This window comes from Paenibacillus sp. FSL H7-0737 (assembly GCF_000758545.1).
GTDB lineage: Bacteria > Bacillota > Bacilli > Paenibacillales > Paenibacillaceae > Paenibacillus_AQ.
Genome location: NZ_CP009279.1, coordinates 6,121,359 through 6,136,379 on the forward strand (window position 1 = coordinate 6,121,359; position 15,021 = coordinate 6,136,379).

Genomic DNA, 15,021 nt, shown 5'->3' on the forward strand with positions numbered 1-15,021 from the left:
AATTTTATAAAATAAACCCCTTGAACAAGTTCAAGGGGTTTTCAGTATAGAAGGAATTACTTCACTTCTACAGCTGCGCCTGCTTCTTCCAATTTTGCTTTAGTAGCTTCGGCTTCGTCTTTGCTTACTTTTTCTTTGATTGCTTTTGGTGCGTTGTCTACAAGGTCTTTAGCTTCTTTCAAGCCAAGGCCTGTGATTTCGCGAACGATTTTGATAACGTTGATTTTGGAAGCGCCAGCGCCAGTCAAAATTACGTCAAATTCGGATTGCTCTTCAGCTACTGCTGCTACCGCACCGCCAGCTGCTACTGGAGCTGCTGCTGTTACGCCGAATTCTTCTTCAATTGCTTTAACCAGGTCGTTCAGTTCCAATACGCTCATGCCTTTAATTGCTTCCAAGATTGCTTCTTTACTCATGATTGAACCTCCATTTATAATTTAAATTTGTTTGTGGTATTGATTTATGCTGTAAGAGCCAAAGGCTTACGCGCTTTGTTCTTCTTTTTCAGCAACAGCTTTAACTGCAAGCGCGAAGTTGCGCATTGGAGCTTGAAGTACGCTAAGCAGCATGGACAGCAAACCATCGCGGGATGGAAGCTCAGCCAGTGCTTTCAATTGGTCCGCGTCGATGACACGTCCTTCTACTACGCCGCCTTTCAATTTCAAAGCGTCGTTTTTCTTGGCGAAATCGTTCAAAATTTTAGCTGGAGCTACTGCATCAGTTGTGCTGAATGCGATAGCTGTTGGACCAGTCAAAACTTCATCCAACTCAGTCAACTCAGCCGCAGCAGTTGCGCGACGTAGCAATGTGTTCTTCAGGACTTGAAACTCAACGCCAGCTTCACGAAGTTGCTTACGCAGTTCAGTCACTTGGGAAACGTTCAATCCACGATAGTCCGCTACAACAGTCGAAAGACTGTTTTGCAGTTTCGCAGTAACAACGTCAACCGCATCCTGTTTTGCTTGAATTACTTTTGCATTTGCCAATGTATACACCTCCTGAAAATTTATGTGTCGGCGTCCTTTCCAAGGAAAGCATCACCGCTCCTACGCAGGCATTAGAAAAGCCTCCGCAGAATCACGAAGGCTTGATAAAACGAAAGTTATACGAGCGAGCTCGTTACTTCTTGTTTCTATCACAACACCTCGGTAGGGAATTAAGCACTAAGGCACCTACTGTCTACGGTAAGCATATTCAAGGTTAAGATTGATACCTTAAGTTTCACAACTGTTATAGATTATCAAAATTGACCCAAAGAGTCAACCCTTATTTATCTGAAGACGGTTGTGTTCACACGAGCGCTAGGACCCATTGTGGAAGAAATCGAGATGCCTTTAAGGTATACACCTTTAGCAGCAGCTGGTTTCGCACGGTTCAAAGCGTCGATAAGAGCTTTAAGGTTATCGTTCAATTGTGCAGCATCAAAGGACACTTTGCCGATTGGCGCGTGAATTTGACCTGCTTTGTCAAGACGATATTCGATTTTACCGGCTTTGATTTCTTGCACAGCCTTGGAAACATCGAATGTAACTGTGCCAGCTTTAGGGTTAGGCATAAGACCTTTACCACCAAGCAGACGACCCAGTTTACCGACTTCACTCATCATATCAGGTGTAGCTACGCAGACATCAAATTCAAACCAGCCTTGTTGAATTTTGTTGATCATGTCTTGATCACCAACAAAATCCGCGCCAGCAGCTTCTGCCTCTTTCGCTTTTTCACCTTTTGCAAATACAAGCACGCGTTGTGTTTTACCAGTGCCGTGAGGCAGGACAACAACACCACGAACTGCTTGGTCTTGTTTACGCGGGTCTACACCCAGACGAACTGCTGCTTCAACGGTTTCGTCGAATTTTGCAGTCGCTGCCTTTTTCACAAGCTCTACAGCTTCTGAAGGCTCGTAAGTTGCTTCGCTGTTGATCAGCTTAGCAGCTTCTTGGTATTTCTTACCATGTTTAGCCATGAAAATGTTCCTCCTTTGTGGTGTTAGCGGAAATTCCTCCCACATACTTGCGGGTCACGAATGACCGATTCTTCGAAAACTACTAGTCTTCGATTGTGATACCCATACTGCGAGCAGTACCTTCAACCATACGCATTGCAGCTTCTACAGATGCAGCGTTAAGGTCTGGCATTTTTGTTTCAGCAATTTCACGAACCGCAGCGCGGCCGATTTTTGCTACTTTTTTCTTGTTTGGTTCGCCGGATCCTTTTTCTACTTTAGCAGCGATGCGAAGCAGAACAGCAGCCGGAGGAGTTTTAGTGATGAACGTAAAGGAACGGTCTTCAAATACTGTAATTTCAACCGGAATGATCAAGCCAGCCTGGTCGGCAGTACGAGCATTAAATTCCTTACAGAATGCCATGATGTTGACACCTGCTTGACCTAACGCCGGACCTACTGGAGGCGCTGGATTCGCTTTCCCTGCAGGAATCTGCAGTTTCACCATTTTAATAACTTTTTTAGCCATGAGTGACACCTCCTTGCAAAAATAGTGGTCTTCGAACGCCATTGGCGCTCTCCCACAAGAAACCCTTAGCTTATGTTATATTTTCTCCACTTGAGTGAAATCCAACTCTAGCGGGGTTTCCCGTCCAAACATGTTCACATGCACTTTGATCTTGCTCTTGTCAGCCAAAATTTCTTCCACGGATCCCACAAAATTCGCAAACGGACCAACCATAATACGTACGGATTCCTTGATTTCGAAATCAATCTTCGCTTTAGGTTCAACCATGCCCATATGCTTCAGAATTTGTTCTACCTCTTCCGGAAGCAAAGCTGTTGGTTTAGACCCTGAGCCTGTCGAACCAACAAATCCAGTAACGCCCGGAGTATTGCGGACAACATACCAGGAATCATCAGTCTGAACCATTTCCACCAAAACATAACCCGGGTAAACTTTACGCATAACGGTTTTTTTCTTACCGTCTTTGTTTACGATTTCTTCTTCCATAGGAACAAGAACGCGGAATATTTTGTCTTCCATGCCCATGGACTCAACGCGCTTTTCCAAATTGGCTTTGACCTTATTCTCATACCCAGAATAGGTATGAACGACATACCATCTTTTTTCCATATCAAGCCACCTGGGACCTCTCTAAATAATCGCTTCAATCACAGCGGAAATACCGATGTCCAGAACCCAGAAGTAAATAGCGACAACTACAATTGTACCGAGAACGATCAATGTATAGTTGGTCAATTCTTTACGACTTGGCCAGCGAACTTTTTTGAGTTCACTCCAGCTCTCAGTGAAAAAGGAAAACATAGACTTGAAACTACGTTTCATGCCGACTACACCTCCACAGACTATCTGGTTTCGCGATGAGGAGTTTGCGAGTTACAATACTTGCAAAATTTCTTCATCTCCATGCGGTCGGGGTGATTTCGCTTGTTTTTGGTAGTCGCATAGTTTCTTTGTTTGCAACTTGTACAAGCCAAAGTGATAATTACCCGCATGATGTGCACCTCCCGAGACGTCCTTCTAACAATACAATTAGAAGACGTAAATATTGATCCTAAAAAAAGCCGCGAATTTAGGCCTACCTAAAACACTTTAGCATAATGTCAAGGTCTGTGTCAACGAAAGAATTCCGTTCTGCACTGGGTAATTTCGGGTGTTATAGTCATATGGCCGTACCCTGTCCTTGGGTCTATCTCTTCCTCACACTTCGCTGTCTTCCTTATCATTATGGGGCATTCCGACTGTGTATAAACCTACCCTCAACGGCAACAACTAAAATCGACTCAAATAGAAATTTATGGTGTTAGCTCCTAATTCTATCTAAGCAATTTCATGAGACTAAAAAAAAGAACTCGATGTACGAGCCCTCTTGTGTTCATTATATCATTAATTGTCACGCACTTCTAGATATCTTTCTAATTTCCGCTTTACTCGTTGTAAAGCGTTGTCAATAGATTTCACATGCCGCTTCAGATCTTCAGCAATTTCCTGATAAGATCGTCCGTCTAAATACAACATCAGAACCTTACGCTCTAGGTCACTTAAAATCTCCGCCATCTTATCTTCAAGTCCAATGAATTCTTCTTGATTGATAATTAGCTCTTCTGGATCTAGTACCTGAGTTCCACAAATGACATCCATAAGCGTCCGGTCGGAATCTTCATCATAAATGGGCTTATCCAAAGAAACATAAGAATTGAGCGGAATATGCTTCTGACGCGTGGCCGTCTTAATAGCAGTTATAATCTGACGTGTTATGCAGAGCTCAGCAAAAGCCTTGAATGAAGAGAGCTTGTCACCTTTAAAGTCACGAATAGCCTTATATAGACCAATCATTCCTTCTTGAACAATATCTTCACGATCTGCCCCGATCAAGAAATAAGAGCGGGCTTTAGCACGTACAAAATTACGGTATTTATTAATTAAGTGTTCCAATGCGCCACTGTCGCCACCACGGAAAGCCTCGACAATATCTTCATCACTTATGAAATCATACTCGGATAGCATTATTTCCTTGAGGTCGACACTCACCAAGAATCCCCCCGGCTGCAACGCAAGACACATCGTTACTTCGCGAAATATAGGATCAGTATATATTATGTTACCTTACACCGTCAACCGGATTTGTCCAAAAACAATCTGGAATAGCATAAAATGGAATAAAAATATTACCTAAATCTTTCCTCTTGTCACTGCCTACGCCAATTTTCCAGTTTATTCCGCACATCAGGAGGCAGTTTGTCTTCCAAAGAATGACGTGTAGAGCTGATACTTCCCGGTTCGATAGCTTTTTTCACTTGTTTCTGGTTCTCTTCAATTTCTAGGTGCAATTCTCTTGCAGAAATCCGCAGTGCACCTTGGGCGAAAATGATATGTTGCTCCACAAAGTCACTCGTTGCAACATAGATCTGCCGACGTCGGTTGCTAAATTCCCCAACCAATCGCTCGATGCATTCATCTGCGGTTTCTTTTTCCTTGGTGAAAAACACCTGGACTTTGCCCTGGACAAATGACCGACCCAATCCTGGAACGCGGTATGCATCAAACACAGCAATAACTCGTCGTCCTGAGTAAGCCTGGTAATCAGCCAGCAAATCCATCAAGCGGTCGCGTGCTTCCTGCATACCAATCTGGGACAGTGCCGCTAGTTCCGGCCAGCCACCGATCATATTGTACCCGTCCACAAGCAGCACATCGCGCCAGTCGGCCATAGTTATCCCTGCTGTTGCCGAAGGCGTACCACTTCATACATAATGACTCCTGCGGCGACAGAGGCATTTAATGAATTGATCTTTCCGGCCATCGGCAGCTTAAGTAATACATCACATTTTTCACGAATCAGGCGTCCCATCCCTTTATTCTCATTACCGATTACAACAGCTACCGGTCCTGTGAAAATATTGGATCCAAACAGATTCTGATCTGTATCCACATCCGTACCTACTACCCAGACTCCCTGCTCTTTCAGACGATCAATGGTCTGACCTAGGTTAGTGACCCGCGCAACCGGAACATATTCCACGGCACCCGCCGATGTTTTGGAGACGGTAGCAGTAATCTGAGCCGAACGACGTTTAGGTACGATTACTCCATGCACTCCAGTACAATCTGCTGTCCGCAGAATGGACCCAAGGTTATGAGGATCTTCAATCTCATCCAGCAAAATCAAGAATGCAGGCTCTCCTTTGGCTTTAGCTGCAGCCAGCAGATCATCTACCTCGACATAGGCAAAAGGTGCGGCTTGAGCAACTACCCCCTGATGTTGAACTCCAGGAGCAAGTTGATCCAGCTTACGCTTGTCCACATGCTGAATGACAATCCCCGCTTTACGTGCTTCAGCGACGATTGGTGCGGTCAGATGCTTCTGAGCCGTTTCTGCAATCCATATTTTATTTAATGTACGACCCGCACGAAGCGCCTCAAGCACTGAATGCTTCCCAGCCAATATTTCCTCTTCTGTCTTCAAATCTTCTTCCATGTTCACTTCTCCTATTCTCTATTTCGCAAAAGCCTTATCACGGCTGTTTCAACATAAACTGTATGCCACTGTTCACAATTTCTTGTATTCTTTCCTGTTGACCTGTGTAGTATAAGTAACCTATCAGACACTCAAAAGCAGTAGCATGACGGTATTCAAGCACATCTGCATTCTTAGGAATACTTCCCGATTTAGCATTTCTCCCCTGACGGGCGACATCTTTTTCCTCTTCTGTGAGACTTGGCTCCAGAAATCCAAGAATTGCACTCTGCGCCTTAGCGGATACAAGTCCTGTAGCAGAGCGATGCAAATGGTTTGGGCGCAAATTCGGAAGAGATACTAAATACTGGCGAACTGACACTTCGTAAATGGCATCTCCTACATAGGCAAGCACAATTGGCGAGAGGAGTCGCGCAGGTTTGGAAGGCTCGTAAGGAAACCACCCGTTCTGAAACTTACGTTCCTCACTCATTTCCGCCGCCACCGCATTCCCTGCGGAGTATCCTCAAGCAATATGCCCAAGCGACCTAATTCATCACGAATCTCATCGGACCGGCTCCAATTTTTATTCTTACGCGCTTCAACCCGCTCCGCGATCAATCGTTCAACTTCTTCACTCGCGATCTCTTCTTCCTCATGCTCAGGTGTTAAACGCAGCACAGCATTCATTTCCCCAAAAGCTTGCAGCAACGCAGCAAAATCAGCAGGGGCTGCTTCACTATTCGCAAGGGTATGGTTTGCAAGACTCACCCAATCAAACATAGCGGTAATCGCATCAGGGGTATTAAAGTCATCCTGCATTCTAGCATGAAAATTGGCCACAATAGCAGATAACTTATCATTAATCTCTAAGCTGACCTCACCCTGGGCACCTTCAGCAGCAAGTTCAAGACGATGCTTAACGTTACTTTCTGCTAGTGAGATACGTTCTACGCTCTTTTCAGCTGAAGTCATTGAATCCACCGAGAAGTTCAACGGATTACGATAATGGGTCGATAGCATGAAATAACGAATAGTTCCAGCTTTAAATTGCCCACGGATATCTTTCACAAGCCATCCGTTACCCAATGATTTCGACATTTTTTCATCACCGATGTTGATAAATCCATTATGCATCCAATAATTAGAGAGTGGCTTACCCGTCAGAGCTTCTGTCTGAGCGCATTCGCATTCATGATGCGGGAACTGCAAATCTTGTCCACCCCCGTGGATGTCCATCGTATCCCCCAAGAACTCTCTTGCCATGGCCGAGCATTCAATATGCCAGCCCGGGCGTCCATTTCCCCACGGGCTCTGCCAGTACACTTCACCTGGTTTTGCTGCTTTCCACAGCACAAAGTCCTCAGGTTTCTCTTTCCGTGAGTCTACCTCCACGCGAATACCAAACTGTAATTCATCTAGATTCTGACGGGACAGCTTACCATAGTCTTCAAATTTGGAAGTACGGTAGTATACATCGCCACCACTCTCGTAGGCATACCCTTTTTCCTCGAGCTCTTTAATGAATCCAATGATCAGCTCCATGCTTTCTGTTACCCGCGGATTCAATGTTGCCGGTTTTACTCCAAGCCCTTCAAGATCCTCACGATAAGCATTAATAAAAATCTCAGCAACCTCTGCTACTGAAGTGTTCATTTCTTCTGCTTTGCGTATCAGTTTATCATCTACATCTGTGAAGTTCGTAACATACCGTACCTCATTGCCGAGTTGCTCCAAATAATTCCGGACCATATCAAAGACAATAATAGGTCTAGCATTTCCGATATGCATATATCCATAAACGGTTGGACCACATACATACATTTTCACTTTGCCCGACTCTTGGGGCACAAACTGCTCCTTGCTGCGTGTCATTGTGTTGTAAATTTGTAAAGCCATCCTATTCCAACCCTTTCTGTTGTCCCGATTCCTTAAGTACCGGATATGCTTAAATTTCGTAATCACCAATGTACTGCTGAGTTTCGACTAGCCGCTGCGCGGTCTTTTGCTTATCTTCTTCGCCAAGCTTCTCTCTGATCTCTTCGATCTCTTTTTGCAGAAAGCGAAGTGAATCTACAAGCGGGTCTGGCATCTTGGTATGATCCAAGCGATCGGATACACGTTCACCGTTACGTTTTACTACACGGCCCGGGTTTCCTACTACTGTACTGTTATTTGGAACTTCACGCAGCACAACCGCATTCGAACCTATATTTGAATTGTCGCCGATACGAAACGATCCTAATACCTTCGCACCAGAACCAATAACTACATTGTTGCCAACTGTGGGATGGCGCTTACCTTTTTCTTTCCCTGTCCCCCCAAGTGTAACACCTTGATAGATAATAACATCATCACCGATTTCACAGGTTTCCCCAATAACAATCCCCATACCATGGTCGATAAACAGCCTATTTCCGATGACAGCTCCGGGATGGATCTCAACACCGGTCATAAATCTACTAAACTGTGAGACCATACGGGCCATTGTATACCAGCGGCGTTTGAAAAAAGAATGGGCAATCCGGTGACCCCAAATGGCGTGCAACCCTGCATATGTGAAGACAACCTCGAACCAGCTGCGGGCAGCGGGATCGTTATCAAATACCGCCCGAATGTCCGACTTAATATGCTTAAACATCACGGTTCCTCTCTTCTTGACTCCCCCATCTCCTGTTTACAGGTACACAAGGAAGGTATTGTCTCCAATCCATCATTCTTATCATACATATGCTGTGGGTGTTTGCTTGGTTTGTTATATTAGAAAAGATACCCTGAAACAAAAAAAGCCCCTGCAGCATAAAGCTGCAGAGACGTTTAACCGCGGTTCCACTCTGCTTGAACGAATCAAACAGACTGCTGTTGTTACCATCGGCAGAGTTCCTTCGTTCCACTTGGCATCATTAACGGCGATGTACCCGGCGCGATCTAACGAGCCTTTAGGATCGTTCAACCGTGCAGCTCACAGGCGCATGTTCTGCCCCGGACAAATGAATAACTCCCAGCCCGAAAGGGTATCCCTTTCTCGGTTATTCTCTCTGGTAATTGCCTTTATGGACGTACTTCTCCTGATCACAGCTATTATCATATGGTTCTATCTTAGCGTAAAAGCTAAGGGACTGACAAGAGGCTTAATGATAAGTAATACTACCTTAAGCTCCTTTAATTTGTGATTTCAAACGTTCGATGACACGGTTTTGGCCGAGCAAAGCAATCGTTATATTAAGATCACGTCCGTGCGTTTGTCCGGTCAAAGCCACACGTATCGGCATAAAGAGCGCTTTGCCTTTGTGCCCTGTTTCTTTCTGCACTTCCTTGATCAGTACAGCCATATTACTAGCACTGAAATCCTGACAAGCTTCAACCTTAGCTAGGAAAGCAGACAAGACTTCAGGCACTTGGCTTTCCGCCAGAACCTGCGCCGCTTCTGTTTCTAACTCGAGATGGCTGCGGAAGAATAGTTCAGATAGCTCTACGATATCGGAGGCAGAGTTCATCTGCTCTTGATACAGTGCTACAAGGCTTTCTGCCCATGCCTGCTGCTCATCATTCAGCTCAGCCGGTATTTTCCCCGCTTTTTGCAGATGTGGAATCGCTAATGCCGAGATCCGTTTAGGATCAGCATGCTTAATATAGTGATTATTTAGATGCGCCAGCTTGTGCTTGTCGAATACAGCCGGACTTTTGGACAAACGGTCCGCATCAAAAATAGAAATAAGTTCTTCTTTGCTGAAGATCTCCTCTTCTCCCTCTGGCGACCAGCCCAGTAGAGAAATGAAGTTAACCAAAGCCTCAGGCAAGTAACCCAATTCATCATATTGCTCAATAAATGTAATTACAGATTGATCCCGCTTGCTAAGCTTCTTATGGTTGTCACCGACAATCAGTGTCATATGACCAAATATTGGGGGGTTCCAACCAAGAGCCTCATAGATCATAAGCTGACGTGGTGTGTTGGAAATATGATCTTCCCCACGTAGTACATGGGTGATAGCCATCAGATAATCATCAACAGCTACCGCAAAGTTATAGGTCGGAATTCCGTCCTTCTTCACGATAACAAAATCACCCATTTCTTTCGTATCAAAAGAAATAGTACCTTTTACAATATCATCAAACGTGTACGTACGATCTTCTGGTACACGGAAGCGAATGCTAGCTACTCGTCCCTCAGCTTCAAAGGCAAGGCGTTGTTCTTCCGTCAAATCACGGTGTTTGCCGGAATAACGAGGGGTTTCTCCACGTGCAGTCTGTTCTTCACGTTCTGCTTCCAGTTCTTCCTCTGTGCAGTAGCAGCGGTAAGCCAAACCTTTGTCCAGCAAATCCTGCCAATATACACGATATAGGTCAAGACGTTCAGTCTGGCGGTAAGGTCCGTACTCTCCGCCAACATCAACACTCTCATCCCAATCCATGCCTAGCCATTTCAAATACTTAAGCTGGCTCTCTTCGCCGCCTGCGACATTGCGCTTCACGTCTGTATCTTCAATTCTGATAATGAATTTACCGCCTTTATTACGGGCGAACAGATAGTTAAACAGCGCCGTTCTGGCGTTACCTATATGTAAATGTCCCGTAGGGCTCGGTGCGTAACGCACCCGGACTTGATCCGTCATTATATTCCCTCCGCTTCATATGGTTAAAACTTAGATTTGCTACTTAGACCATCTCAAGATGATATCACATCTTGGAGTAGACAGACAATAGATTGTGCGGCAATTCCTTCACCACGACCAGCAAAACCAAGCTGTTCAGTAGTCGTAGCTTTAACGTTCACCTTGGACGGGTCCGCGTGAAGCGCACGAGCAATAATCTCCGTCATTTGTGGAATGTATGGCGCCATCTTTGGTTTTTGGGCAATAATCGTTGAATCGATATTTCCAAGCTTATAACCTCGCTCGCTAGCAAGTGCCCACACTTGTTCTAATAATTTCAAGCTATCCGCGTCCTTAAACGCTGGATCTGTGTCCGGAAAATGTCTGCCAATATCACCAAGTCCTAGTGCGCCTAGAATCGCGTCACTTACTGCGTGCAGCAGCACATCGGCATCGGAATGTCCTACTAATCCTTTTTCATAAGGAATCGTAACGCCTCCAATAATACAAGGCCTTCCCTCAACCAGTTGATGTACATCAAACCCTTGTCCTACAGCGATCATGATTGTCCCTCTCCCCTGTTTCTTTCTGTGAATTCCGCAAAATCCAAATCATCTGGCGTCGTAATCTTAATATTTCTGTAGCTTCCCTCTACCACAGAAACCGGAATACCAGCACGCTCTGCCAAGCTGGAATCATCAGTACCTAGAAATCCATCCCGCTCCGCGGCCGCATAGGCATCCAGCAATTCAGAAAGACGAAAAGTCTGCGGGGTTTGAATCGCCCACAGACTTCGCCGATCCGGCGTAGACAGTACTTTGCCTTCGTTATCTACCTGTTTGATCGTATCTTTGACGGGTACAGCAAGAACTGAAGCACCGATCTGCTTCGCTCGCTCATAACATGCCTCAATTTCATTCGGCTGCACAAACGGACGAACACCATCATGTACCATTACCCACTGTGTCGTAAGTTTCAACAATCCTTTATGTACGGAATGCTGACGCTCAGATCCACCAGGTACTATAGCCTTAACCTTGTCCAGCTTATAGAGCTGTATCCATTCCCGGCAGCGCTCAATATCTTCCTTACCGGTTACGAGCACGATTTCAGAAATCAATTCGTGCTGCTGAAATACTTCCAGCGTATGAACGATGATTGGTTTCCCCTGCAGTAACAGATATTGCTTGCTCTCTACAGTCCCCATTCGCGTTCCTCTGCCTGCCGCCACAATGACGACGCCCACACTGTTTGACATTACTCAGGCTCCTGTCTTTCACGTATATTCCCATCATAACGTGTTTGGCGGGCATTTCCAACCCATAGGACATTTGCCATGCACTTTATCTACGCTTATTGTGCTTTTTCCAAGAGCTTTGGCTTCGCAAATATCATCCGTCCAGCTGAGGTTTGAAGCACACTCGTGACGAGAACCTCCATCGTAGTTCCGATATATTCCCGTCCGCCTTCCACAACGATCATTGTTCCATCGTCTAAATAGGCTACGCCTTGTCCATGCTCTTTGCCATCCTTAATGACCTGAACTACGATTTCCTCACCAGGCAACACTACGGGCTTCACGGCATTCGCAAGATCATTAATATTCAGGACTGAGACTCCTTGTAATTCGCAAACCTTATTCAAGTTAAAGTCATTGGTAACTACTTTACCTCGCAGTACCTTCGCTAACTTCACCAGCTTACTATCCACCTCAGAGATTTCTTCAAAATCTCCCTCGTAGATTAATACCTTCACATCGAGCTCTTTTTGGATTTTATTGAGAATATCAAGTCCCCGCCGTCCGCGATTACGTTTCAGTAGATCGGAAGAATCTGCGATATGCTGGAGCTCCTCAAGTACGAATTCCGGTATGACAATCGTTCCCTCAATAAATCCAGTTTTGCAAATGTCGGCGATCCGCCCATCAATAATAACGCTCGTATCGAGGATTTTATGCTCCTCCAGGCCACGACCTTCCGGTTCAGCCGCTTGCCCCCAGCGTCCAGTTGTCCAAAGTGCAGCTAGTTCCTCTTTTTTCTCCAGACCGATCCGCAGCCCCATATATCCAAAAGCTAACGTAACGGGTACCTGCAGCAACTGCCCAGCTTTTCCAAGCCAAATCATAGCAGGATATAACAGAAGAGATAGCAAAAGCCCTCCTGTAAGCCCAGCTGCACCTGCAGCCAATTCATTCATTGGTATACGCGAACAGTACAGAACCGCCTCCCGCAGTTTTGAACCTCCCCATTCCGCGCATAAAGACCCCGCAAACAAAAAAATAATGGCACCCAGCACCGTAAATAAAATGCTTCCCTCTACAGGTAAACTTTCACTCAGCTTTTCCATTCCCTTGGGGAATCCTCTTTCAAGCGCATGGTATAGCGAAAAACCAGACCAAGCACCACATATTAAAGCAAAAGACAATATCACTTTTTTCCACATAACCTAACGCACCTCCTTTTTATTCATCCTTGAATGATCTATACCTCACCAGTATGTTCCAATTTTCAAGACGATAAACTTGGGGTAGCGCTGGAATTGCAAAAAGGCTTTGCCATCCCCTAAGGACGACAAAGCCTCTAGCTATAATTATATTAGTTCAACCTTACTACAAGACTGCTTTAACCGTTCTTCGAGTGATACACTTTATCTTCAGAACGTCTTCTACGACGGTGACGGCGTCTGGCTGTCAATCGATCGATGTTTTGTTTAAAACCATATAACGCGTAAATGCCAAGTAAGACGAAGATTAGCTTAGCAATTTGTTCAGGGAACACAACAGCAACAGCCACGGCAACAACAATGACTACTGGCGCTCCGACAACCACTTTTTTAGGTAATCCAACCTTCTTAAAATTAGGATATTTAACAGTGCTGACCATCAAATATGATAAGAGCAATGTAGCCACGATCATAAATGGAGCAGAAACATCTTTATTAAAAAGAGCTAATGTGGCAAGTACACCACCAGCAGCAGGAATTGGCAATCCGATGAAATAACCAGGAACTCCTGGATGAACATTAAAGCGAGCTAGGCGCAATGCACCAAACACCGGGAAAATTGCAGTTACTGTCCAGGCTAATGCAGAATTTAAATCATGCAGGCTTGAGACGTACATAATAACAGCCGGTGCTACTCCAAAAGAAACGACATCAGACAAAGAGTCCAGTTCCTTACCAAATTCACTCTCACATTTAAGTGCACGAGCAACTCGGCCATCCAATCCGTCTAACAGCATAGCAATAATAACCATGATAGCGGCCATGCTAACTTTACCGTCAAACGCCATCATGATACCAAACATTCCGAGCATCAAGTTACCTATGGTAAAAAGACTCGGAATTGATTTTTGTATCATTTCTTCACCTCAATTTTCTCACATTGGCCTTAAACAGCTCCAATATTACGTGATTGTATGTTATTTACATTTGCCTGTCAATAAGAACTTGCTTCTGTAAACGTTTGAGCCCATCCTGAATATTACGAGCCCGCACCTCCCCAATTCCGTCCACTTCATCCAGTTCAGCTATGCTTGCAGACATCAAATTAGGCAGCATTTCAAACCGCTCCACCAGATTATGAATGATCACATTTGGAAGCCGCGGAATCTTGTTGAGCAGACGATATCCACGCGGAGTAACCACCTCTTCGGAAGAAATTGCCGTAGAAGAGTAGCCCAGCAATCGAGCAATATGGTTGTCATCCATTAGGTCATCATCACTAATACGTTTGAGACCGGCAATAATTTCACGAATTTTATCTTCTTGCTCTTCCTTAGCATAGTCTCTGTATAGGAGCCATGCTTCTTCCTCTGTATTTCCAACCAGTTCTTCCATCTGCATGCTGATTAAGCGTCCTTCATTGCCTAGTTCATTTATATATCGTTTGATCTCCATTTTTATGCGTAGAACCATCTCTACCCGCTGAATCACTCCGACCACTTCAGCTACGGTGACGATTCCCTCATACTCCGAAGCAGACAAATTCGTCAGTCCTTGTGTAAGAACCGCTTTGTACTTTTCGAGGGTCTGAATCGCTTGATTAGCTTTAGCCAAAATAGCTCCGATTTCTTTTAACGCATACCGAATGGAACCTTGATACAGGGTAATGATATTGCGGCGCTGTGAAATAGAAACAACCAGTTTACCTGTTTGCTTCGCTACGCGCTCGGCGGTCCGGTGACGAATGCCTGTCTCGATTGAAGAGATGGACGAATCCGGAATTAGCTGTGTATTTGCATACAAAATTCGTTTCAAATCCTCACTAAGAATAATGGCACCGTCCATTTTGGCGAGCTCATATAAATAATTGGGTGAAAAATCGCAGTTAATGGAGAATCCTCCATCCACTACCTCCATCACCTCAGGACTATACCCAACGACGATTAGTGCTCCCGTCTTAGCTCGCAGCACATTCTCAAGACCTTCCCGAAAGGGTGTCCCCGGTGCCGCCAGTCTGAGCAGATCATTCATATTCTCTAATTGGTTATATTCTTTCATA

19 protein-coding genes and 1 other annotated feature are annotated in these 15,021 nt (G+C 45.0%); all 19 genes read right to left on the minus strand.

Annotated features, from left to right (window positions below):
• Positions 1 to 56 precede the first annotated feature (56 nt).
• A complete protein-coding gene (gene rplL, locus H70737_RS26830) occupies positions 57 to 416 on the minus strand; it encodes a 50S ribosomal protein L7/L12 (RefSeq protein WP_036680508.1) in 360 nt (119 codons plus the stop codon).
• A gap of 66 nt (positions 417 to 482) precedes the next feature.
• Positions 483 to 986: a 50S ribosomal protein L10 gene (rplJ, locus tag H70737_RS26835; protein WP_042192187.1), complete on the minus strand. Its 504-nt coding sequence runs from the start codon at positions 984 to 986 to the stop codon at positions 483 to 485.
• A 64-nt stretch (positions 987 to 1,050) separates the two neighbouring features.
• Positions 1,051 to 1,203: a sequence feature (ribosomal protein L10 leader region), on the minus strand.
• A gap of 67 nt (positions 1,204 to 1,270) precedes the next feature.
• Positions 1,271 to 1,963 carry a 50S ribosomal protein L1 gene (gene rplA, locus H70737_RS26840; RefSeq protein WP_036680504.1) on the minus strand — a complete coding sequence of 231 codons (693 nt, stop codon included), beginning with the start codon at positions 1,961 to 1,963 and terminating at the stop codon, positions 1,271 to 1,273.
• Between the two features lie 82 nt (positions 1,964 to 2,045).
• Positions 2,046 to 2,471 (minus strand): 50S ribosomal protein L11, encoded by a 426-nt coding sequence (rplK, locus tag H70737_RS26845; RefSeq protein WP_042131235.1) that lies wholly within the window; start codon positions 2,469 to 2,471, stop codon positions 2,046 to 2,048.
• 75 nt (positions 2,472 to 2,546) lie between these two features.
• The gene (gene nusG / locus H70737_RS26850) at positions 2,547 to 3,080 is read right to left on the minus strand and encodes a transcription termination/antitermination protein NusG (protein ID WP_036680499.1); all 534 of its coding nucleotides are present in this window, start codon (positions 3,078 to 3,080) and stop codon (positions 2,547 to 2,549) included.
• Between the two features lie 21 nt (positions 3,081 to 3,101).
• Positions 3,102 to 3,293, minus strand: a complete 192-nt coding sequence (secE, locus tag H70737_RS26855) for a preprotein translocase subunit SecE (protein WP_036680497.1) — start codon at positions 3,291 to 3,293, stop codon at positions 3,102 to 3,104.
• A 20-nt stretch (positions 3,294 to 3,313) separates the two neighbouring features.
• A complete protein-coding gene (gene rpmG, locus H70737_RS30520; protein ID WP_076099620.1) occupies positions 3,314 to 3,463 on the minus strand; it encodes a 50S ribosomal protein L33 in 150 nt (49 codons plus the stop codon).
• Positions 3,464 to 3,854: 391 nt separating this feature from the next.
• A complete protein-coding gene (sigH, locus tag H70737_RS26860) occupies positions 3,855 to 4,499 on the minus strand; it encodes an RNA polymerase sporulation sigma factor SigH (RefSeq protein ID WP_036680496.1) in 645 nt (214 codons plus the stop codon).
• A 158-nt stretch (positions 4,500 to 4,657) separates the two neighbouring features.
• Positions 4,658 to 5,179, minus strand: a complete 522-nt coding sequence (locus H70737_RS26865; protein ID WP_042192189.1) for an NYN domain-containing protein — start codon at positions 5,177 to 5,179, stop codon at positions 4,658 to 4,660.
• A 2-nt stretch (positions 5,180 to 5,181) separates the two neighbouring features.
• Positions 5,182 to 5,946 (minus strand): 23S rRNA (guanosine(2251)-2'-O)-methyltransferase RlmB, encoded by a 765-nt coding sequence (gene rlmB, locus H70737_RS26870; protein WP_042192191.1) that lies wholly within the window; start codon positions 5,944 to 5,946, stop codon positions 5,182 to 5,184.
• 37 nt (positions 5,947 to 5,983) lie between these two features.
• Positions 5,984 to 6,418 carry a Mini-ribonuclease 3 gene (locus H70737_RS26875; protein WP_042192194.1) on the minus strand — a complete coding sequence of 145 codons (435 nt, stop codon included), beginning with the start codon at positions 6,416 to 6,418 and terminating at the stop codon, positions 5,984 to 5,986.
• The gene (gene cysS, locus H70737_RS26880; RefSeq protein ID WP_042192197.1) at positions 6,415 to 7,824 is read right to left on the minus strand and encodes a cysteine--tRNA ligase; all 1,410 of its coding nucleotides are present in this window, start codon (positions 7,822 to 7,824) and stop codon (positions 6,415 to 6,417) included. Before cysS ends, H70737_RS26875 begins: the two co-directional genes overlap by 4 nt.
• A 49-nt stretch (positions 7,825 to 7,873) precedes the next feature.
• Positions 7,874 to 8,566 (minus strand): serine O-acetyltransferase, encoded by a 693-nt coding sequence (gene cysE / locus H70737_RS26885; protein WP_042192199.1) that lies wholly within the window; start codon positions 8,564 to 8,566, stop codon positions 7,874 to 7,876.
• 511 nt (positions 8,567 to 9,077) lie between these two features.
• Positions 9,078 to 10,541, minus strand: coding sequence for a glutamate--tRNA ligase (gltX, locus tag H70737_RS26890; RefSeq protein ID WP_042192201.1), 1,464 nt, complete (start codon positions 10,539 to 10,541; stop codon positions 9,078 to 9,080).
• Positions 10,542 to 10,594: 53 nt separating this feature from the next.
• Entirely contained in the window at positions 10,595 to 11,083 is a 489-nt protein-coding gene (ispF, locus tag H70737_RS26895; RefSeq protein WP_042192203.1) for a 2-C-methyl-D-erythritol 2,4-cyclodiphosphate synthase, read from the minus strand.
• Positions 11,080 to 11,778, minus strand: coding sequence for a 2-C-methyl-D-erythritol 4-phosphate cytidylyltransferase (ispD, locus tag H70737_RS26900; RefSeq protein WP_042192206.1), 699 nt, complete (start codon positions 11,776 to 11,778; stop codon positions 11,080 to 11,082). The genes ispF and ispD overlap by 4 nt, the downstream gene beginning before the upstream one ends.
• Positions 11,779 to 11,873: 95 nt before the next feature.
• Positions 11,874 to 12,962 (minus strand): PIN/TRAM domain-containing protein, encoded by a 1,089-nt coding sequence (locus H70737_RS26905; protein WP_042131244.1) that lies wholly within the window; start codon positions 12,960 to 12,962, stop codon positions 11,874 to 11,876.
• A gap of 179 nt (positions 12,963 to 13,141) precedes the next feature.
• A complete protein-coding gene (pssA, locus tag H70737_RS26910; protein ID WP_042192208.1) occupies positions 13,142 to 13,879 on the minus strand; it encodes a CDP-diacylglycerol--serine O-phosphatidyltransferase in 738 nt (245 codons plus the stop codon).
• Between the two features lie 64 nt (positions 13,880 to 13,943).
• Entirely contained in the window at positions 13,944 to 15,020 is a 1,077-nt protein-coding gene (gene disA, locus H70737_RS26915; protein ID WP_042131246.1) for a DNA integrity scanning diadenylate cyclase DisA, read from the minus strand.
• Position 15,021: the final 1 nt, after the last annotated feature.